The sequence below is a fragment of the Rivularia sp. UHCC 0363 genome (assembly GCF_034931125.1).
GTDB lineage: Bacteria > Cyanobacteriota > Cyanobacteriia > Cyanobacteriales > Nostocaceae > Rivularia.
In genome coordinates this window covers 50,466-66,073 of record NZ_JAYGHM010000034.1, presented here as the reverse complement: position 1 = coordinate 66,073, position 15,608 = coordinate 50,466, and the positions used below count along the sequence as shown (strand labels likewise).

The following is a 15,608-nucleotide window of genomic DNA, read 5'->3' as shown; positions in this document are numbered from 1 at the left end:
TTGTTCTTCACCGTAATTCTTTTAGCCAAGTTTTTATTAATGTCACCATTAATACCCCCCTGTAGTCACCAGCCTTCTGGAAGATTACGGGGGGGTAATTATATGGATGGGGGGATGGGGGGATGGGGGGATGGGGGGAAATTAAGCTATTAACTCCGAACTCTTAACTCCTAACTCCTAACTCCTAACTCCTAACTCCTAACTCTTCCCCAATCTCCTATTTAGTAATTAACAGTCTATATCAACTCAATACTTGAACTGTACAATAAACCCAAATATTCTGGGGGAGAGGTATTGTGTCACTTAAATCATCACCGCAACTGCGACGCGAATTGGGGGTTGTAGGAGCAACTGTGATGGGGCTGGGTTCGATTATTGGTACTGGGGTTTTTGTCAGTATTGGTATCGCTGCTGGGATTGCGGGTAATGCGGTGATTTTAGCTGTAATTATTGGTGCAATGGTGGCGATTTGTAATGGACTTAACAGCGCTCAACTTGCTGCTAATCATCCTGTAAGTGGTGGTTCTTATGAATACGGCTATAAATATTTGAATTCTTGGTTAGGATTTACCGCTGGATGGATGTTTTTGTTGGCAAAGTCTGCTTCTGCGGCTACGGCTGCTTTGGGTTTTGCTGGATATTTTTTGAATGCTACAGGTTTAAGTGGACGCGGTTTTCTCGTACCTCTAGCAATAATCGCTGTCATTGCGATCGCAATTATTGTTCTAAATGGGATTCGTCGCTCTAATCGAGTCAATATCGTAATTGTATCTATTTCGGTTTTTAGCTTAATTTTCTTTATATTTGGGGGAATTCCCACGGCGATCGCTACGGGTAAAGATAATTTAACGGCTTTTAATAGTTCGGCTGCGAAGGTGCTTCATGCTAGCGCTTTGATGTTTGTGGCTTATACGGGTTACGGTCGCATTGCAACTCTGGGGGAAGAAGCCAAAAACCCACGCAAAACTATTCCTAAAGCAATTGTCGTCACGATGATCGTAACGATGCTGGTTTATGTAGGAGTAGCAACGATTGCTGTAGCGACGATTGGGGCTAACAAGCTCGGAGAAGCGGCTTTGACGGGACAAGCAGCACCCTTAGAAGTCGCAGTCCGTAGCTTCGGGATTCCGGGAGGAACGCAAATTTTGGCAATTGGCGCGATTTTCGCCATGTTGGGAGTATTGCTCAATTTAATTTTAGGTTTGTCTCGCGTGTTGCTGGCAATGGGAAGACGACGAGATATGCCAAGAATTTTTGCCAGATTGAATACCACTGGTACAACTCCCACACCTGCTGTAATTGGGGTAAGTATAATAATTTGTGTTTTAGTCTTAATTGGCAACGTTAAAACCACTTGGTCTTTCAGTGCTTTTACTGTTTTGATTTATTATTCCATAACTAATTTAGCTGCATTTTCTCTACCGCGTCACGAAAGACTTTATCCTCAATGGCTATCAATTATTGGCTTATTAGCTTGTGTCTTTTTAGCTTTTTGGGTCGAAGCTTTTGTATGGCAAATCGGTATAGCATTGATTGTTGCCGGATTAATTTGGCACTCAGTTGCAGTTAAGTTAGGACCACCGGAGTTAGGAGTTAAGAGTTAGAAATTTTATTGTTCCCTAGTTTAATATTCCACACCCAAAAAAATGTAGAGACTTTGCAACTGCAAAGTCTCCATAATCTAAAATCTAAAACCCGTGCATTACAGAATCAAAATTTAGCGACCAACACCAATATATTGGAAACCAGCCCTAATGATTGCTTCGGGATCGAGGAAATTACGACCATCAATAATTACGGGATGATTCATCAACTGCGCCATTTTGGCGTAATCTAGATTATTAAACTGCTTCCATTCAGTGACGAGTACTAAAGCATCGCAGCCATCAGCTAATCTTTCGGAATCGGTTTCTACCTGTACTCCAGAAAGACCGTGACGCATCCCAGATTGAGAGATAATTGGGTCGTATGCTTTAACTTTCGCTCCCAATCGATTTAACTGCTCAATCAAATTAAGCGCTGGTGCATCGCGCATATCGTCAGTATCGGGTTTAAAGGTTAAACCAAGTAAACCTACAGTCTTACCTTTAAGAATTTTCAAAGCTTGCTGGAGTTTTTCCATTGCAATCAAACGCTGACGTTCGTTAACGCTAACGGTAGCTTTGAGTAGCTGAGCATCGTAACCGTAGTCATCAGCAGTGTGAACCAATGCGGATACGTCTTTGGGGAAACAGGAACCACCCCAACCGATACCAGCATTTAAGAACTTGTTACCAATCCGGGAATCTAAACCAATACCTTTAGCAACTTGAGTTACATCAGCACCAACGCGATCGCAAATGTTAGCAACTTCGTTAATAAAGCTAATTTTGGTTGCGAGGAAAGCGTTTGCGGCATATTTAACCATTTCAGCGGAGGATAAATCTGTTGATAGTACGGGTACTTGGGGCAAAGATTTATCTTCTGCGTACTGACGCTCGACAATCGGAGCATACAGTTCCTTCATCATCGAAATCGCTTTTTGAGAATTGCCTCCCAAAACAATGCGATCGGGATTGAAAGTATCGTAAATTGCCGAACCTTCCCGTAAAAATTCGGGGTTACTAATTACATCAAAATCACCAGTAGGCAACTTATCTTCACTCTTGTTTCCACCTGCGGGTACTAATTCTTTTTGACGTTCGGCAATTCCATCGAGAACAATCATCCGTACCCAGTCTCCCGACCCAATAGGTACTGTGGACTTGTTAACAATAACTTTGTAACCACCGTTTAAATGAGTTCCGATACCTTTTGCAACCGCTTCTACATAACGGGTATCGCTTTCACCTGTAGGTAGAGGTGGAGTTCCTACAGCAATAAATAAAATTTCTCCGTGAGCAACTCCTCCAGCTAAATCACTAGAAAACTGAATTTTCCCTGATTTAATGGCATCTTGCATAATTTCCGAGAGTCCCGGTTCAAAAATTGGCGATTGCCCGGACTTCATCAATTTAACTTTCTCTTCGTTATTATCTATACAAATTACATCATGCCCAATGTGAGCCAAGCAAGCTCCTGTTACCAAACCAACATAACCAGTACCAATTACGCAAACTCGCATATTATTTAATTCCTCTCTTTTTTTGCACTTGTTCAACTCAATATTCGATAGTCAAGGATATGGTTTACAACCAACTTTGAGCAAATAGTATTGTTTGTTACTTGCCACTACTATTGACAACTGACTTTTCAGTGGTTGTTATCCGCTCCCGGAAATCTTCTATTGTCTGTTTTAACCCTTCTTGAAGAGGAATGGTAGGTTCCCAATTTAACAAAGTCCTGGCTTTGGTAATATCGGGGCGACGGCGGCGGGGGTCATCGGAAGGTAATGGCTCAAATTTGATTTTTACATCTGGATTCACCATATTCTGGACTGTTTGCGCTAATTGCAGAATGGTGTATTCATCCGGATTACCCAAATTAATTGGTCCGATATGGTCTCCATTCATCAAACGCATCAGTCCATCTACCAAGTTGTCAACGTAGCAAAAACTACGAGTTTGCGAACCATCTCCGTAGACGGTTAAAGGTGTACCTTGCAAAGCTTGAACTATAAAATTACTAACCACCCGTCCATCATATTCAAACATCCGAGGACCGTAGGTGTTAAAAATCCGAGCAACGCGAATATCAACGTCATTTTGTCTGTGATAGTCAAACATCAGCGTTTCAGCAATCCGCTTACCTTCGTCATAGCAGGAACGAAGTCCAATCGGGTTAACGCTACCGCGATATTCTTCACTTTGGGGATGAACTTCCGGGTCTCCATAAACTTCACTTGTTGAAGCCAGTAAAATCCTTGCTTTAACACGCTTAGCCAACCCCAACATATTCAGCGTACCCATAACATTGGTTTTAACTGTTTTTACAGGGTTGTACTGATAATGTACTGGAGAAGCCGGACAAGCCAAATGATAAATCTGTGCTACTTCTAACCTAATTGGTTCGGTGATGTCGTGACGAATAAGTTCAAAATACGGATGATTCAACCATTGGAGGATATTCCGTTTGTGTCCGGTGTAGAAATTATCCAAACAAATTACTTCATGCCCATCATTCATCAATCTGTCGATCAGATGGGAACCAATAAACCCAGCTCCACCAGTCACCAATATTCTCATAGTTGTTCGGTTAATTACAAAATATTTACGTTATTTGATTATGCTTGTCTTTAGGATACCCAGCCCGATAACAAAAATAGAGTAAAAGTACGGATAATTCAAAATTTATTTTGAATCAGTCCCAAACCTCTAGATGCAAAATGATTCCTATTATGTGTACGTTTTTAACAATCCCTAAGAAAAATAACAAATATTGTGTAGCAACTGTGAAGTTTGGCGCTAAAGTTTATCAAAAATTTAACAAGTTAAAGTTATTGTAGTGGACTACATTTATATCTAGGGATGGAGATAGGGAGACAAGGGGGTGGGGAGATGGGGGGACAAGGGGATGGGGAGATGGAGAGAAATTAATTAATAACTGTTCACTGTTTACTGTTCACTGATAACTGGTAACTGGTAACTGACTGCTAGCTACACCAGCGTTGACGGTGGCATTATTAGTACGCTGTGCTGGTTCTCCGAGCAGAACGATGGAACAAGTAAGTTGACTTGCTAACTGAGTTGTGACATCACTAATAGCTAATCCACCGGGAATAGTACGGTTACGAATAAAAGGTAGAACCACTAAATCATATAGTCTGGCTGCTTGTAATATTGCTAGAGCAACATTTTCGTGAGCGACAATTTGAATTTCGGGTGGATTGGATAAACCGAGTTTAGATAACATCAGCGAAAGTTGCGATCGCCGCCATGATATTTTACTAGAACTAGTACGGCGATCGCACACGTTGAGTACGGTAACTTGGGCTTGATTTGATTCTCCGAGAATCTGAGCGAACTGCACTGACTGTAATATAGGTGCGGTTAAATTTTCGATCGGTACTAAAATGCGCTGGATTTTGGATGGTGATTCGACAAGACGGGTAACGGCTACCGGACAATGAGATGCCCATAATACACCATCAATCACGTTACCGAATAAACGCGCTTTTAACCCCGTGCGCTTACCCCAACCCATGACAATCAAATTTGCCTTTTTTTCTCTAGCTGCTCGACTAATTCCTTGAGCAAAAGCATCATCTATTCGTAATAAGGGTTCTGCTTCTACATCCAAAATCCGACTTAATGCTGTGGCTTTGTTCAACAATCTTTCGCTTCTTAACAATGAATTTTCTAACTGGGGTGCATCCATATGAGCCGCAGCAGTCGCAATTGCTAAAGGTATAATTTTGCCTTGGGTTTGATGCGCTAATAATGCAGCCATTTCCATTAAATGCTGCTGTGTTTGGGGATTGTAAACGGGTACTACGATACTGAAAGGGGTGTCTATCTGGGAAACATCGTAATTTGCTGCTGTTTCTTGTTGTTTTATTAATGAAGTATGTAAACCCACTGCAACCCGACTGGTAATTATCGGTCCGATAAATGAAGTTACCAGCATTAAAACTATGACGCTATTTAAAACTTCAACAGACAACAATTGTGCTTGATATCCTACTATAGTCACACAAGAAGTTATTCCTACTTGAGGTATACAGATAGACCACATTATCAATATTTCGCGCCAATTGTAGCGGTAAATTAATTTTGCTAATAATGCTGCAATAAATTTGCTTATAACTAAACCCAAAACGAGAAATAGGGTCAGACTAAGGAAATTCATATTTTTGATAAACGCAGGCAAATCAAGCTGAAAACCAAGGTCAACAAAGAAAATTGGGATAAATAACACGCTACCCACAAATACAATCTTTTGTTTGACTGGTCCATCTCCGATAACTTCATTGACTGCTAATCCAGCAAAAAAGGCTCCAATAATTATTTCTATGCCAATTAATTGAGCGCCTACACCTGCTAGAAATACCGCTAAGAGTACAAACAAAAATTGGTTTCCTTCATCTTCCCCCGACCTTCGCAAAAATTCTTTACCAGCCCAATCAAAACCGACTAAAACTACTACCGAATAGACAGTTAACCAGCCTAGTAATGCAATCGTTTGCCAAACATTAAAATCTTTTACATGAATTGCCACACATACAGCCAACATCAATAATGCAGCAATATCTGTAAAGATGCTGGCTCCAATTGTCACACCTACCGCTTCATTGTTCATTAATCCCAAACGATTAATAATGGGATATGCCAGCATGGTATAAGAAGCAATTATTGAGCCAATTAATATCGAACTTAACCAGTTAAATTCAAAAGCTCTTCCCAGTAAAGTTCCCAGTAGCAAAGGTACACCAAAAGCAAAACTGCCAAAACCCAAAGCGCGATTTCTGCGACGACGGAATTGATTTAAGTCAACTTCTAAACCTGCGACAAATACTAAGTAAGCTAAACCGATGGTTGATAATAATTTCCAACCAGAATGGTCAATATAAAATAATTTCCACCCAGAATTACCAATTAATATTCCCGATAAAATTAAACCAATTAATCCCGGTATTCGCAGTCGTTCAAATAGAATCGGTACGACTAAAATAACTACCAGCATTAAAAAAAAGGAAACAATTGGTTCCTTTTCAATAATTTGACTGTATGGTGAGACTGCAATTCGCTCTAAAAGTACCATATTTGATTTATTGCGGACAAAGCAAAAACGTGCTATTTGCTGCTGCGATCGCAGTTATAACTGTGAAAACTTTTTTAAACAAAAATGTAAAAGTGAGGCTATAAAAAAATTACAAAACTATACCTAGAATACCCGAAAAACTATCCACAAAGTAACTACCTATGGATGGATTTGATTTAAAATAAATCGCAAACGGTCGTAGTCGTCTTTGAGCAACACGCTCAAGTAACGTCCAGCTTCAACTAACCACTGTCGGTCGGCTTTACGCAACTGATATACATCTCGAATTGCTGCTGCGCTCAAAGCCTCAACCGGCGCACCATTCACTGAAAGCAGTGTTTGTAAAAAATCAAATTTTTCAGTAAATTTTAGTACCTCCTCTGGTTCGCATCGATGAACCGCTTGATGAATTTGTGGCGGACGAGGTGGTAGATACTGATAAACTTGATTACCCTTTATTTGCTGTTCAAATCCGACAATCGCGGCGCGAAATTCAGTTTTGAGCATGGCAAATATTTGGGGTTGTTCCTCTCGCAAATCTTGCAGCGATAACCCTAAAGCTACTGGTCTATGTACGGAATCTATCGGCATGGTGGTTGCATGAAATACAACGGCAAACACCTTATTGGCTGATTCTTCATCCACCGAACACACCCAACTACCGAAGGGAGGCATCGGTGGAAAGCTTAAGTCTTCCGGGTCTAAACACTGAGCTAAAAAATCACAACTCGCGGTTTCAATCACTTCAGCAAAATGATTGGGGTGGCGATCGCTGTTACTAAATTGCGGTAAAGGAAGGCGCATAAGAATTGAGTGATGAGTTATGAGTTAAGAGTTATGAATTATCAATTAAAAAGATAATAACAAATAGTACAAAACTCCTAATCAACTCATAACTAATTTATTTTTACTATTTTTTACGTCCTGCGGTAGGATCTACAGGCTCTAACTCACTGAATCGAAAGGTAATCAATTTATCCCAATTACCACCTTCAAATAGTACAGCTACCTTACCATCAGTGACTCGTTGTACAAGTCCGCTCATCCGGTAGTAGGTATCTGCGGGATTTGTGACACGAACGGTTGCTCCAGGCAAAATCATAATTATTGCTCTTTTCAATTATCAATTATCAATTATCAATTATCAGCGAGCGATTATCAATTATCAGTTATTAGACTGCGGTTAATCAAGAATCTAAAAGTTGCCCATTGTTCGCTGCTCGCTGATAACTGATTGCTAATACTTATTTAATTGGCGGAAGTTTGCCACTGATTCAACTAGTCCAACCCCGATAAAGTTGGCTAACATCGCCGAACCACCATAGCTCATAAATGGTAGAGGAATTCCTGCTACTGGCGCTAAGCCTATAGTCATCCCAATATTAACAACTAACTGGAACACAATCATTGCCAAAACGCCAATTGCTAATAATGAGCCAAAATTATCTTTCGCGGTTAAAGCAATATGCAGTAGACGCTGGCAGAGCAAGCAAAATCCCAGCAATAATACTACACTGCCAATAAAACCGAACTGTTCGCCAACTGCTGAGAAAATAAAGTCTGTATGCTGTTCGGGAACGAAATTTAGCTGAGTCATCGCACCGTTAAAGGGACCAGAACCAAACCATTCCCCAGCACCAATAGCGATACGAGATTGAATTAGGTGGTACCCAGTTCCGAGGGGATCTTGTTCGGGGTCAAGAAATGAGGTGATTCGACCTTTTTGATATTCCTTGAGTAAATGGTTCCAAATAAAGATGCCGATTTCTCCACCCAAAAGGTTCAAAGCTAACGCCCCTATACCACCCAGACCAAATCTTTTTCCAGGAAGAGTGCGCCAGCCTACTAAGCCCATAGTAATAGACCAAATCAAACCCAAAGGCGTAAAAAATATGTCCTTAGATAAGAGTATTGGTTCAGACCAGGGCCAAGGTGTGCTAAACAAAATCGCCGCTACTATTGGAGAAACTAACAGTATTAACCAGCCTGGATTCGCATTTGCCCAATAAAGCATTCCTAATACAATCGCACCAAACACCAATGATGTTGCTAAGTCTGGCTGTAAAAATACCAACCCCCAAGGAACCGCCGTTGTCGCTAAAGCTCTAAAAAAGTTGGGCAGAGTGTCAGCCGTGCGCTTGTGTAACAACGCAGCTAAGGTGATAATTACGCCGATTTTGGCAAATTCTGACGGCTGTACGTTAAAGCCGCCCACAGTAATCCACCGCTGTGCGCCTTTTGCACTAACACCTATAGCCATTACTGCGATCAAACTTATGTTTGTCAGCGTGTAAGTAACCCAGTGTAACTTTTGCAAACTTTCATAACGGGTGCGGGCTATCAGTAGGGCCAATAATAAACCAACACCTGCTACTAATAAGTGTACCCACCAGTAGCTTTTATCTTGATTTAATACGGTACTGAGGATTGCAAAGCCACCAAATATACTGATGATAACTGGTAACAAAAATAAAAGTAAATCAGTTTGCTGCCAGGGTTTGAACAAATACTGCCAGCGATTTCTATTCCGTGAGTAGCGTGACTTTTTTAATAACATTGAGCCTGATTGATACCTGAGATTTTTACCTGAGATTTTAAATACTTGATTTTGCAAATGTCTTTTAATCTTTATTCTCAGTACTCAGTCAGCTACCCAGACAGAAATCCAGATTCTTTTATCAGGTTATGTCAAAGCAGCTACTGATACTTTTCCGGCGATCGCTAAGGCAATTTTTGTTAAAGCAATTGCCGAAGCGGAATTTGCATCGGCTACAACTATTGGGATACCGTTGTCTCCCCCAACTCTTGTAGATATTTCCAATGGTACGCACCCCAATAAAGGTATTCCAAGTTCATTCGCCGTTTTGGAACCACCACCGGAACCGAAAATATCATACTGTTTATCAGGCATATCTGGGGGTATAAAATAACTCATATTTTCAATAATCCCCAAAACTGGTACGTTCATCTGCTGAAACATCCGCAAGCCTTTACGAGAATCGAGTAAAGCTACGTTTTGCGGTGTAGTTACAATTACGGCACCCGCGATCGGTACTGCTTGTGTCAATGTTAGCTGAGCGTCACCCGTTCCTGGAGGCATATCTACAATTAAATAATCTAGTTCTCCCCATTCCACTTGATACAAAAACTGGCGAATTACTCCATTCAACATCGGTCCGCGCCAGATTACGGGTTGATCCCGGTCGATCAGAAAACCCATTGAAACTAGTTTGACTCCGTGATTAAAAGCAGGTTCCAGGATTTCACCTTTTTCACCTTGACGGACATTGATTTTCGCTGACTCCAGCCCTAACATTGTGGGGTCATTGGGTCCGTAAATATCGGCATCGAGCAAACCTACCTTTGCTCCAGTTTGAGCTAATGCAACAGCGATATTTACAGCCACCGTGCTTTTACCGACACCACCTTTACCGCTAGAAACAGCAATAATATTTTTGATCCCAGGTACACCATTGCGATCGGGTAAGCTTTTTGCCTGGGGTGTTTCTGCCGTTACTTCCACCGATACGTCCGTAACACCGGGAAGCTTTCTCACAGCTTTTTGACAGTCCTCAACAATAAACTCTCGTAAAGGACAAGCAGGTGTAGTTAAAACCAAAGTGAAGCTCACCTTGCCATCTACAATTTTGACATTACGAATCATGTTGAGTTCCACCAAACTTTTCCGAAGTTCTGGGTCTTCCACAGGTCGCAACACTTCTAAAACCGAACTTGAATCGAGAACATTTTGCATGGTATTTTTCACAAATTTATGAGTATTGGGAGTAGGGAGTAGGGAGTAGGAAATAGGGAGTAGAAAGTAATTTATTCTTTTCCTTACCACAGCCCATGTCCCATACCCAACTCCTTTGATCCATTCGCGTAGCGTGTCCTTCCCTCTCGGAACACCTTGCGGTGAACGGACAAATCCAAAATCCATTGACGCGCAAGCGTGTTCCCGCAGGGTAATTTAAAATCCAAAATTAGAAAAATTCAGACTGCATTGATTTCCTTTTCCCCGATACTGCTGTGATTGCGGCTTCTTCAACGGCTTCGATTAAAGCCCGTGCTACTTTGTGAGCATAAGGACGGGAGAAAGACCAAACTAAGGGAGACAACCAACCGCGTAAGGTTACGGAATAAGACAAACAACTACCGCAAACCGTGGATTCTATTTTGTAACTGATTCGTTCTTCTACACCCGGAACTGCTAAAATTCTCACACTTAGAAGTTCTCTAGGATTAACACGTTCGACAAAAACGCGGATGGGGATCGGTGAGAAACGAGTTACTACTTGATAAATCAATCCTGGTTTGGGTACTAATCCGTAAGGTAAGTTAGTACTTTTAAATAATGGGTGCCAGGAAACATCTGCCAAGTCAACAACTTTATGCCATATTTCATCCACCGAAGCAGAACTAATTTCGCCATAGCTTCGCACCAAAGAGACACAAACTTGACGACGTTTGCGGTTGATAAATTTTGATAACCAACCTTGCATTCTCTTAATCCTCCTGGCTTCACACTTAAAAATAGATATAAATTCCCGACTAATATCCGACCATTTTTATAAAAAAGGCAAAAATAGCACTAGTTACAGTTGTTTAAGTAAAGCTTTAATATTCCCACATGGAACGCTAAACTTACTTGATAACTGCTGGCTTGTTCGCTGTACGCTTTTTTCCCGAATCCCTGGGAGAACAGCAGGTGCTTACAGGTTATTGTTACAGAATTTAGTCTCAATGCTGGGGCGATCGCATAAAAAAGTTGCAAAAAATTAATCAATATACAAGCCTATACCTATTTGAGGGAGAATAAGTTTATTCACGTAACCGGGATACGTGAATTATTTACACTGCATCCCCGACTTGCGGACAAAACCTGAGTGCGGGATAAAACAGCTGGCGTTCCAAATCATAAAACTAAAAATTGTTATTTAGATCTAGATTATTATGTTGACATCACCAACCTCCCAAATATCATCTTCTGCTCATCCTTTGCCACCATCTGACGCTAAAACTAGAGTCAGCGAGTTTATGAAACAATTGCAAGATGAGATTTCCCAATCTTTAGCTGAACTTGATGGATCGGGGCAATTTCAAGAAGATAGTTGGGAACGTCCCGAAGGTGGTGGCGGACGTTCGCGGGTTTTACGCGAGGGTGCAATTTTTGAACAAGGTGGCGTAAATTTTTCTGAAGTTTGGGGTTCTCATTTACCACCTTCAATTTTAGCTAACCGTCCAGAAGCTGAAGGACACAAGTTTTATGCGACGGGAACTTCAATGGTGCTGCACCCCCGCAATCCTTACGTGCCTACAGTCCATTTGAATTACCGCTACTTTGAAGCAGGCCCCGTTTGGTGGTTTGGTGGTGGTGCAGATATGACTCCTTACTATCCTTTTGCTGAAGATGCAATGCATTTTCACAAAACTTATAAACAGGCTTGCGATCATCACCATCAAGAATATTATCCGGTGTTCAAACGCTGGTGCGATGAATATTTTTACCTCAACCATCGTCAAGAAACCAGGGGTGTGGGTGGTTTATTTTTCGATTATCAAGACGGAACGGGTGCTTTGTATCGCGGTCCCCATCCAGATAAAGCTGCGGCTGAGTATAGCGGTGAAATCGGCGAATTACCGACTCGTAACTGGGAAGAAATATTTAGCTTTGTTCAAGAATGCGGTAAAGCATTTTTACCGGCTTATCTACCAATTGTCAAAAAAAGACACCCGATGGAATATGGCGATCGCCAGCGAGATTTTCAGCTATATCGTCGGGGTAGATATGTGGAGTTTAATTTGGTTTACGACAGAGGCACAATTTTTGGTCTACAAACCAACGGTCGTACTGAGTCAATTTTGATGTCCTTACCACCGATGGTACGCTGGGAATATGGGTATAAGCCAGAACCTAACACTCCAGAAGCTGAATTGTACGAAACCTTTCTCAAACCTCAAGATTGGGTCAACTGGAACCAGAGCCATACTTAAATAATGTGAGTTAGACTACTAAATATACTATTTCTGCAAGGTGACAATTAAGGCTGTAGCCGATCAAATCGCTACAGCGTTAATGATTTTTGTAAAGGAATTGGAACCTGCTATTTTAATCCATAACTAATTTTTATGGAAATCATCAAGTAGCATTTATGAGTTTCACAACTAATTTGCAGAAATAGCAGTATCTAACTAGTTAGTTTAAAGAGTGCTTAGGGAAAACTTTATGATTCATATAGAACAAAAAAGTTATACGACTGGGGACGGAAATACCGTTATTGTTTTAACACCCACTGGTCGTTTAGACATTACTACAGCTTGGCAATTTCGTCTCAAACTACAAGAATGTATCTCTAAACTTAGTCCTCATGTGGTTGTAAATTTAGGACAGGTAAATTTTATTGATAGTTCCGGTCTTACTTCTTTGGTAGCTGGAATGCGTGATGCGGATAAAGTGAAGGGTAGTTTCCGCATTTGTAACGTGCATCCAGAAGCAAAGTTAGTATTTGAAGTAACGATGATGGATACCGTATTTGAAATCTTTGAAACTGAAGAGGAAGCTTTAGAGGGTGTTCCTCGCAGTATTGCTAGCTAAAAATAAGTTGTAGAGACGTAGCACTGCTACGTCTTTATGAGATTTTAGGAGTTAAGAATTAAGTTTAATTTAATTTACCTTTTGATATTAAAAGGTTGTTAAATATTCTTGCTTCTAAAGTAGACAAATAATCCAAATACAAACTATATTGTACAAACCTCAATTTTTAACTTTTAACTCTTAAATTTTCTTTAAATACAGCCGATTAAAAGTTTTTATAACTCTTCACTCTTCACTCCTAACTTTTTTAATACTGTTCTAATTTGATATAGCGATAAGGTCCCAAGATTGCACCCCAAGTTGCTTTTCGGGTTACAGAATCAATTCCTTTGTCATAGCTGAAAAATTCTTGCTGGGTTGCTTCAAATCCCAGAGAAACTTCAACTGTTTTACCGTCATAGTCAAAAGTGCAGCGACTATCTGCTATGGGTTTGGCAATAAACCTGTATTGGTCTTGAGCAGATTCTACATTTACATTCAAAACGCATCCCGGTAGCAGATTTAATTGTTCGGGAGTTAGAGCGTTAAGTAACTCATAATTTCGACCTGCACCGCGCCAAGCATTTGGGTCTTTAAACGCATAATATTGTACCTTGAAGGATGCATCGGCGATCGCCTTTGTCACCCGCATAATTCGCTGACGGTAAGGCTGCTCTATATTAAGGACATTGGCTTGTTCGGCAAACAAGGTTAGACTATCTTCTTGAAATAAAGATACAGGTCTTTGCCACATACGCAAATGTACGTACCAAGCCGGATCGGCAATTGCTTGCTCCCGATTATCAAACTCACCTGCTAGATACTCAGCAATGGTGCTTAATTGGGGTAAAGAACTCATCACAAATCTAATATTAAATTATTATAAAGATAGGTTGATTATATCGGAAAAGGGGTTATGTTCCCGAACGCTATATTTAAAATATGGCTATAACCTTTTTAATTACAGCCTCAAATAGCTATTGTAAAGCCGTAATTGCTTCCAATAAAATGGAAGATGCATTCCCCCGACATTGGTATATCTCAAAACCATTACTTGGCAAAGTCGCCTACAAGCGCGAGAATAAGTTTACATTACCCTTAAATTTCAAAAAAAACTTCTTTGTGAATAACGTCCGTACTGTTTCTGATACAAAACGAACTTTCTACAGTCTTCACACCCGTCCAATCAATACGATTTACCGTCGGGTGGTAGAAGAGTTAATGGTAGAAATGCACCTGCTCAGTGTAAATGCTGACTTCCAATACAACCCCATTTATGCTTTGGGTGTTGTTACGACATTTGAAAGATTTATGCAGGGTTACAAGCCCGATGAGGATAAAGAATCGATTTACAATTCTTTAATTAAGTCTATAGAGGAAGACCCGCAAAAATACAGGCAAGATGCCAGTATGTTGGAAGATATAGCTAAAAGCTTGCCAGCGAAAGATTTGGTTACAGATTTGAGCCAGCAACGTTTAGGCAATAATTCTGAATTACAAGCATTATTGGAAAATATTGCGAATAACCCAAAGTTTAAATACAGTCGGTTGTTTGCGATTGGATTATATACTTTGCTCGAATCATCAGATCCAGAGATGGTTAAAGATGAAAAACTTCGTAACGAAGCTTTGAAAAATATTGCCAATGGCTTGCATTTATCTGACGATAAGCTGAGTAAAGATTTAGATTTATACCGCTCTAACTTAGATAAAATGGCACAAGCTGCGGTAGTAATGGCGGATATGATTGCAGCAGAGCGTAAAAGACGCGAGCAACGCGCTCAACAATCCAGTGCTACAGTTGCACCTCCAAACAAGGAATGATTTTTTAATTGCTTGTAAACAAGTTAGGAGGAAATTTTTATCGATCGTTCTCGCTCCTAACTTTGAGGTTTACACGGGCAAAATCGAGTAAATCAAGCTGCTGATAACTGATAGTGCTAGCGCTCCCATGATTGCGCTCCAAATTCCGTAACGCAAGCGGAATCCTTGTACTAAAAATGCTGCAATACCGAAACAAATCGCGGAGATAATAAAGGTAAAAACCCCTTGAAATAGAGTCAGAGTCAGAAAGTTTGGTATTGCAAAAAATAGTCCAAGGACTGGTTTAACTAATACAGTCACAATACCCAGAACAGCCGCAGAAACAAAGCTTTTATTTAAAGAATCAACTTCAACCCCTATTAAGGGAATTTTGCTAATAATTAAAAAGCTAACGGCTGTTACTAACCAAGCAATTAGAAGTGACAGGATATTCATTCGAGCAACTCCTCTCTCATAATTTTAGATTTTAGATTTTAGATTTTGGATTACAAAGACGGGAAGACGTTTCCGCGTCAATGGATTTTGGACTTTA

The 15,608-nt window shown here is 40.5% G+C and carries 14 protein-coding genes; 4 read left to right on the top strand and 10 right to left on the bottom strand.

The genetic code is table 11. The annotated features are described in order from the left end of the window. Positions 1–296: 296 nt before the first annotated feature. Entirely contained in the window at positions 297–1,604 is a 1,308-nt protein-coding gene (locus tag VB797_RS19590) for an APC family permease (RefSeq protein WP_323239408.1), read from the top strand. A 113-nt stretch (positions 1,605–1,717) separates the two neighbouring features. On the opposite strand, the gene VB797_RS19585 is transcribed toward VB797_RS19590, so the two are convergent. The 8 genes from VB797_RS19585 to VB797_RS19550 form a co-directional block, all read right to left on the bottom strand. After that, on the bottom strand, positions 1,718–3,103 hold the full coding sequence (locus VB797_RS19585; RefSeq protein ID WP_323239407.1) for a UDP-glucose/GDP-mannose dehydrogenase family protein: 1,386 nt from the start codon (positions 3,101–3,103) through the stop codon (positions 1,718–1,720). 97 nt (positions 3,104–3,200) lie between these two features. Continuing rightward, complete coding sequence (locus tag VB797_RS19580) at positions 3,201–4,163, bottom strand: UDP-glucuronic acid decarboxylase family protein (RefSeq protein ID WP_323239406.1); 963 nt, start codon at positions 4,161–4,163, stop codon at positions 3,201–3,203. Positions 4,164–4,539: 376 nt separating this feature from the next. Next, positions 4,540–6,678, bottom strand: coding sequence for a cation:proton antiporter (locus VB797_RS19575; protein ID WP_323239405.1), 2,139 nt, complete (start codon positions 6,676–6,678; stop codon positions 4,540–4,542). Between the two features lie 159 nt (positions 6,679–6,837). Further along, positions 6,838–7,482 (bottom strand): hypothetical protein, encoded by a 645-nt coding sequence (locus VB797_RS19570; RefSeq protein WP_323239404.1) that lies wholly within the window; start codon positions 7,480–7,482, stop codon positions 6,838–6,840. Positions 7,483–7,588: 106 nt separating this feature from the next. Beyond that, a complete protein-coding gene (locus tag VB797_RS19565; protein ID WP_323239403.1) occupies positions 7,589–7,780 on the bottom strand; it encodes an NAD(P)H dehydrogenase subunit NdhS in 192 nt (63 codons plus the stop codon). 135 nt (positions 7,781–7,915) lie between these two features. Continuing rightward, a complete protein-coding gene (gene rodA, locus VB797_RS19560; RefSeq protein WP_323239402.1) occupies positions 7,916–9,235 on the bottom strand; it encodes a rod shape-determining protein RodA in 1,320 nt (439 codons plus the stop codon). A gap of 126 nt (positions 9,236–9,361) precedes the next feature. After that, positions 9,362–10,432 (bottom strand): Mrp/NBP35 family ATP-binding protein, encoded by a 1,071-nt coding sequence (locus VB797_RS19555; RefSeq protein WP_323239401.1) that lies wholly within the window; start codon positions 10,430–10,432, stop codon positions 9,362–9,364. A gap of 229 nt (positions 10,433–10,661) precedes the next feature. Continuing rightward, the gene (locus tag VB797_RS19550) at positions 10,662–11,180 is read right to left on the bottom strand and encodes an SRPBCC family protein (protein ID WP_323239400.1); all 519 of its coding nucleotides are present in this window, start codon (positions 11,178–11,180) and stop codon (positions 10,662–10,664) included. Positions 11,181–11,631: 451 nt separating this feature from the next. Here VB797_RS19550 and hemF point away from each other — a divergent pair, with 451 nt between their 5' ends. Further along, on the top strand, positions 11,632–12,672 hold the full coding sequence (gene hemF / locus VB797_RS19545) for an oxygen-dependent coproporphyrinogen oxidase (RefSeq protein ID WP_323239399.1): 1,041 nt from the start codon (positions 11,632–11,634) through the stop codon (positions 12,670–12,672). A gap of 232 nt (positions 12,673–12,904) precedes the next feature. Beyond that, positions 12,905–13,273: an STAS domain-containing protein gene (locus tag VB797_RS19540; protein ID WP_323239398.1), complete on the top strand. Its 369-nt coding sequence runs from the start codon at positions 12,905–12,907 to the stop codon at positions 13,271–13,273. A gap of 247 nt (positions 13,274–13,520) precedes the next feature. Here VB797_RS19540 and VB797_RS19535 read toward each other — a convergent pair whose 3' ends face one another. Beyond that, positions 13,521–14,111, bottom strand: a complete 591-nt coding sequence (locus tag VB797_RS19535; protein ID WP_323239397.1) for a chromophore lyase CpcT/CpeT — start codon at positions 14,109–14,111, stop codon at positions 13,521–13,523. 263 nt (positions 14,112–14,374) lie between these two features. Between VB797_RS19535 and psb29 the strand changes: the two genes are divergently transcribed. Then, positions 14,375–15,076: a photosystem II biogenesis protein Psp29 gene (psb29, locus tag VB797_RS19530; RefSeq protein WP_323239427.1), complete on the top strand. Its 702-nt coding sequence runs from the start codon at positions 14,375–14,377 to the stop codon at positions 15,074–15,076. A 69-nt stretch (positions 15,077–15,145) separates the two neighbouring features. Here psb29 and VB797_RS19525 read toward each other — a convergent pair whose 3' ends face one another. Continuing rightward, positions 15,146–15,511, bottom strand: a complete 366-nt coding sequence (locus VB797_RS19525) for a phage holin family protein (protein ID WP_323239396.1) — start codon at positions 15,509–15,511, stop codon at positions 15,146–15,148. Positions 15,512–15,608: the final 97 nt, after the last annotated feature.

Bases quoted from the DNA above. Each gene is read 5' to 3' on its own strand.
- VB797_RS19555 (WP_323239401.1), bottom strand. From the start codon at position 10,432: ATGCAAAATGTTCTCGATTCAAGTTCGGTTTTAGAAGTGTTGCGACCT.
- VB797_RS19535 (WP_323239397.1), bottom strand. From the start codon at position 14,111: ATGAGTTCTTTACCCCAATTAAGCACCATTGCTGAGTATCTAGCAGGT.
- VB797_RS19570 (WP_323239404.1), bottom strand. From the start codon at position 7,482: ATGCGCCTTCCTTTACCGCAATTTAGTAACAGCGATCGCCACCCCAAT.
- VB797_RS19565 (WP_323239403.1), bottom strand. From the start codon at position 7,780: ATGATTTTGCCTGGAGCAACCGTTCGTGTCACAAATCCCGCAGATACC.
- rodA (WP_323239402.1), bottom strand. From the start codon at position 9,235: ATGTTATTAAAAAAGTCACGCTACTCACGGAATAGAAATCGCTGGCAG.
- VB797_RS19525 (WP_323239396.1), bottom strand. From the start codon at position 15,511: ATGAATATCCTGTCACTTCTAATTGCTTGGTTAGTAACAGCCGTTAGC.
- VB797_RS19585 (WP_323239407.1), bottom strand. From the start codon at position 3,103: ATGCGAGTTTGCGTAATTGGTACTGGTTATGTTGGTTTGGTAACAGGA.
- VB797_RS19575 (WP_323239405.1), bottom strand. From the start codon at position 6,678: ATGGTACTTTTAGAGCGAATTGCAGTCTCACCATACAGTCAAATTATT.
- VB797_RS19550 (WP_323239400.1), bottom strand. From the start codon at position 11,180: ATGCAAGGTTGGTTATCAAAATTTATCAACCGCAAACGTCGTCAAGTT.
- hemF (WP_323239399.1), top strand. From the start codon at position 11,632: ATGTTGACATCACCAACCTCCCAAATATCATCTTCTGCTCATCCTTTG.
- VB797_RS19580 (WP_323239406.1), bottom strand. From the start codon at position 4,163: ATGAGAATATTGGTGACTGGTGGAGCTGGGTTTATTGGTTCCCATCTG.
- VB797_RS19540 (WP_323239398.1), top strand. From the start codon at position 12,905: ATGATTCATATAGAACAAAAAAGTTATACGACTGGGGACGGAAATACC.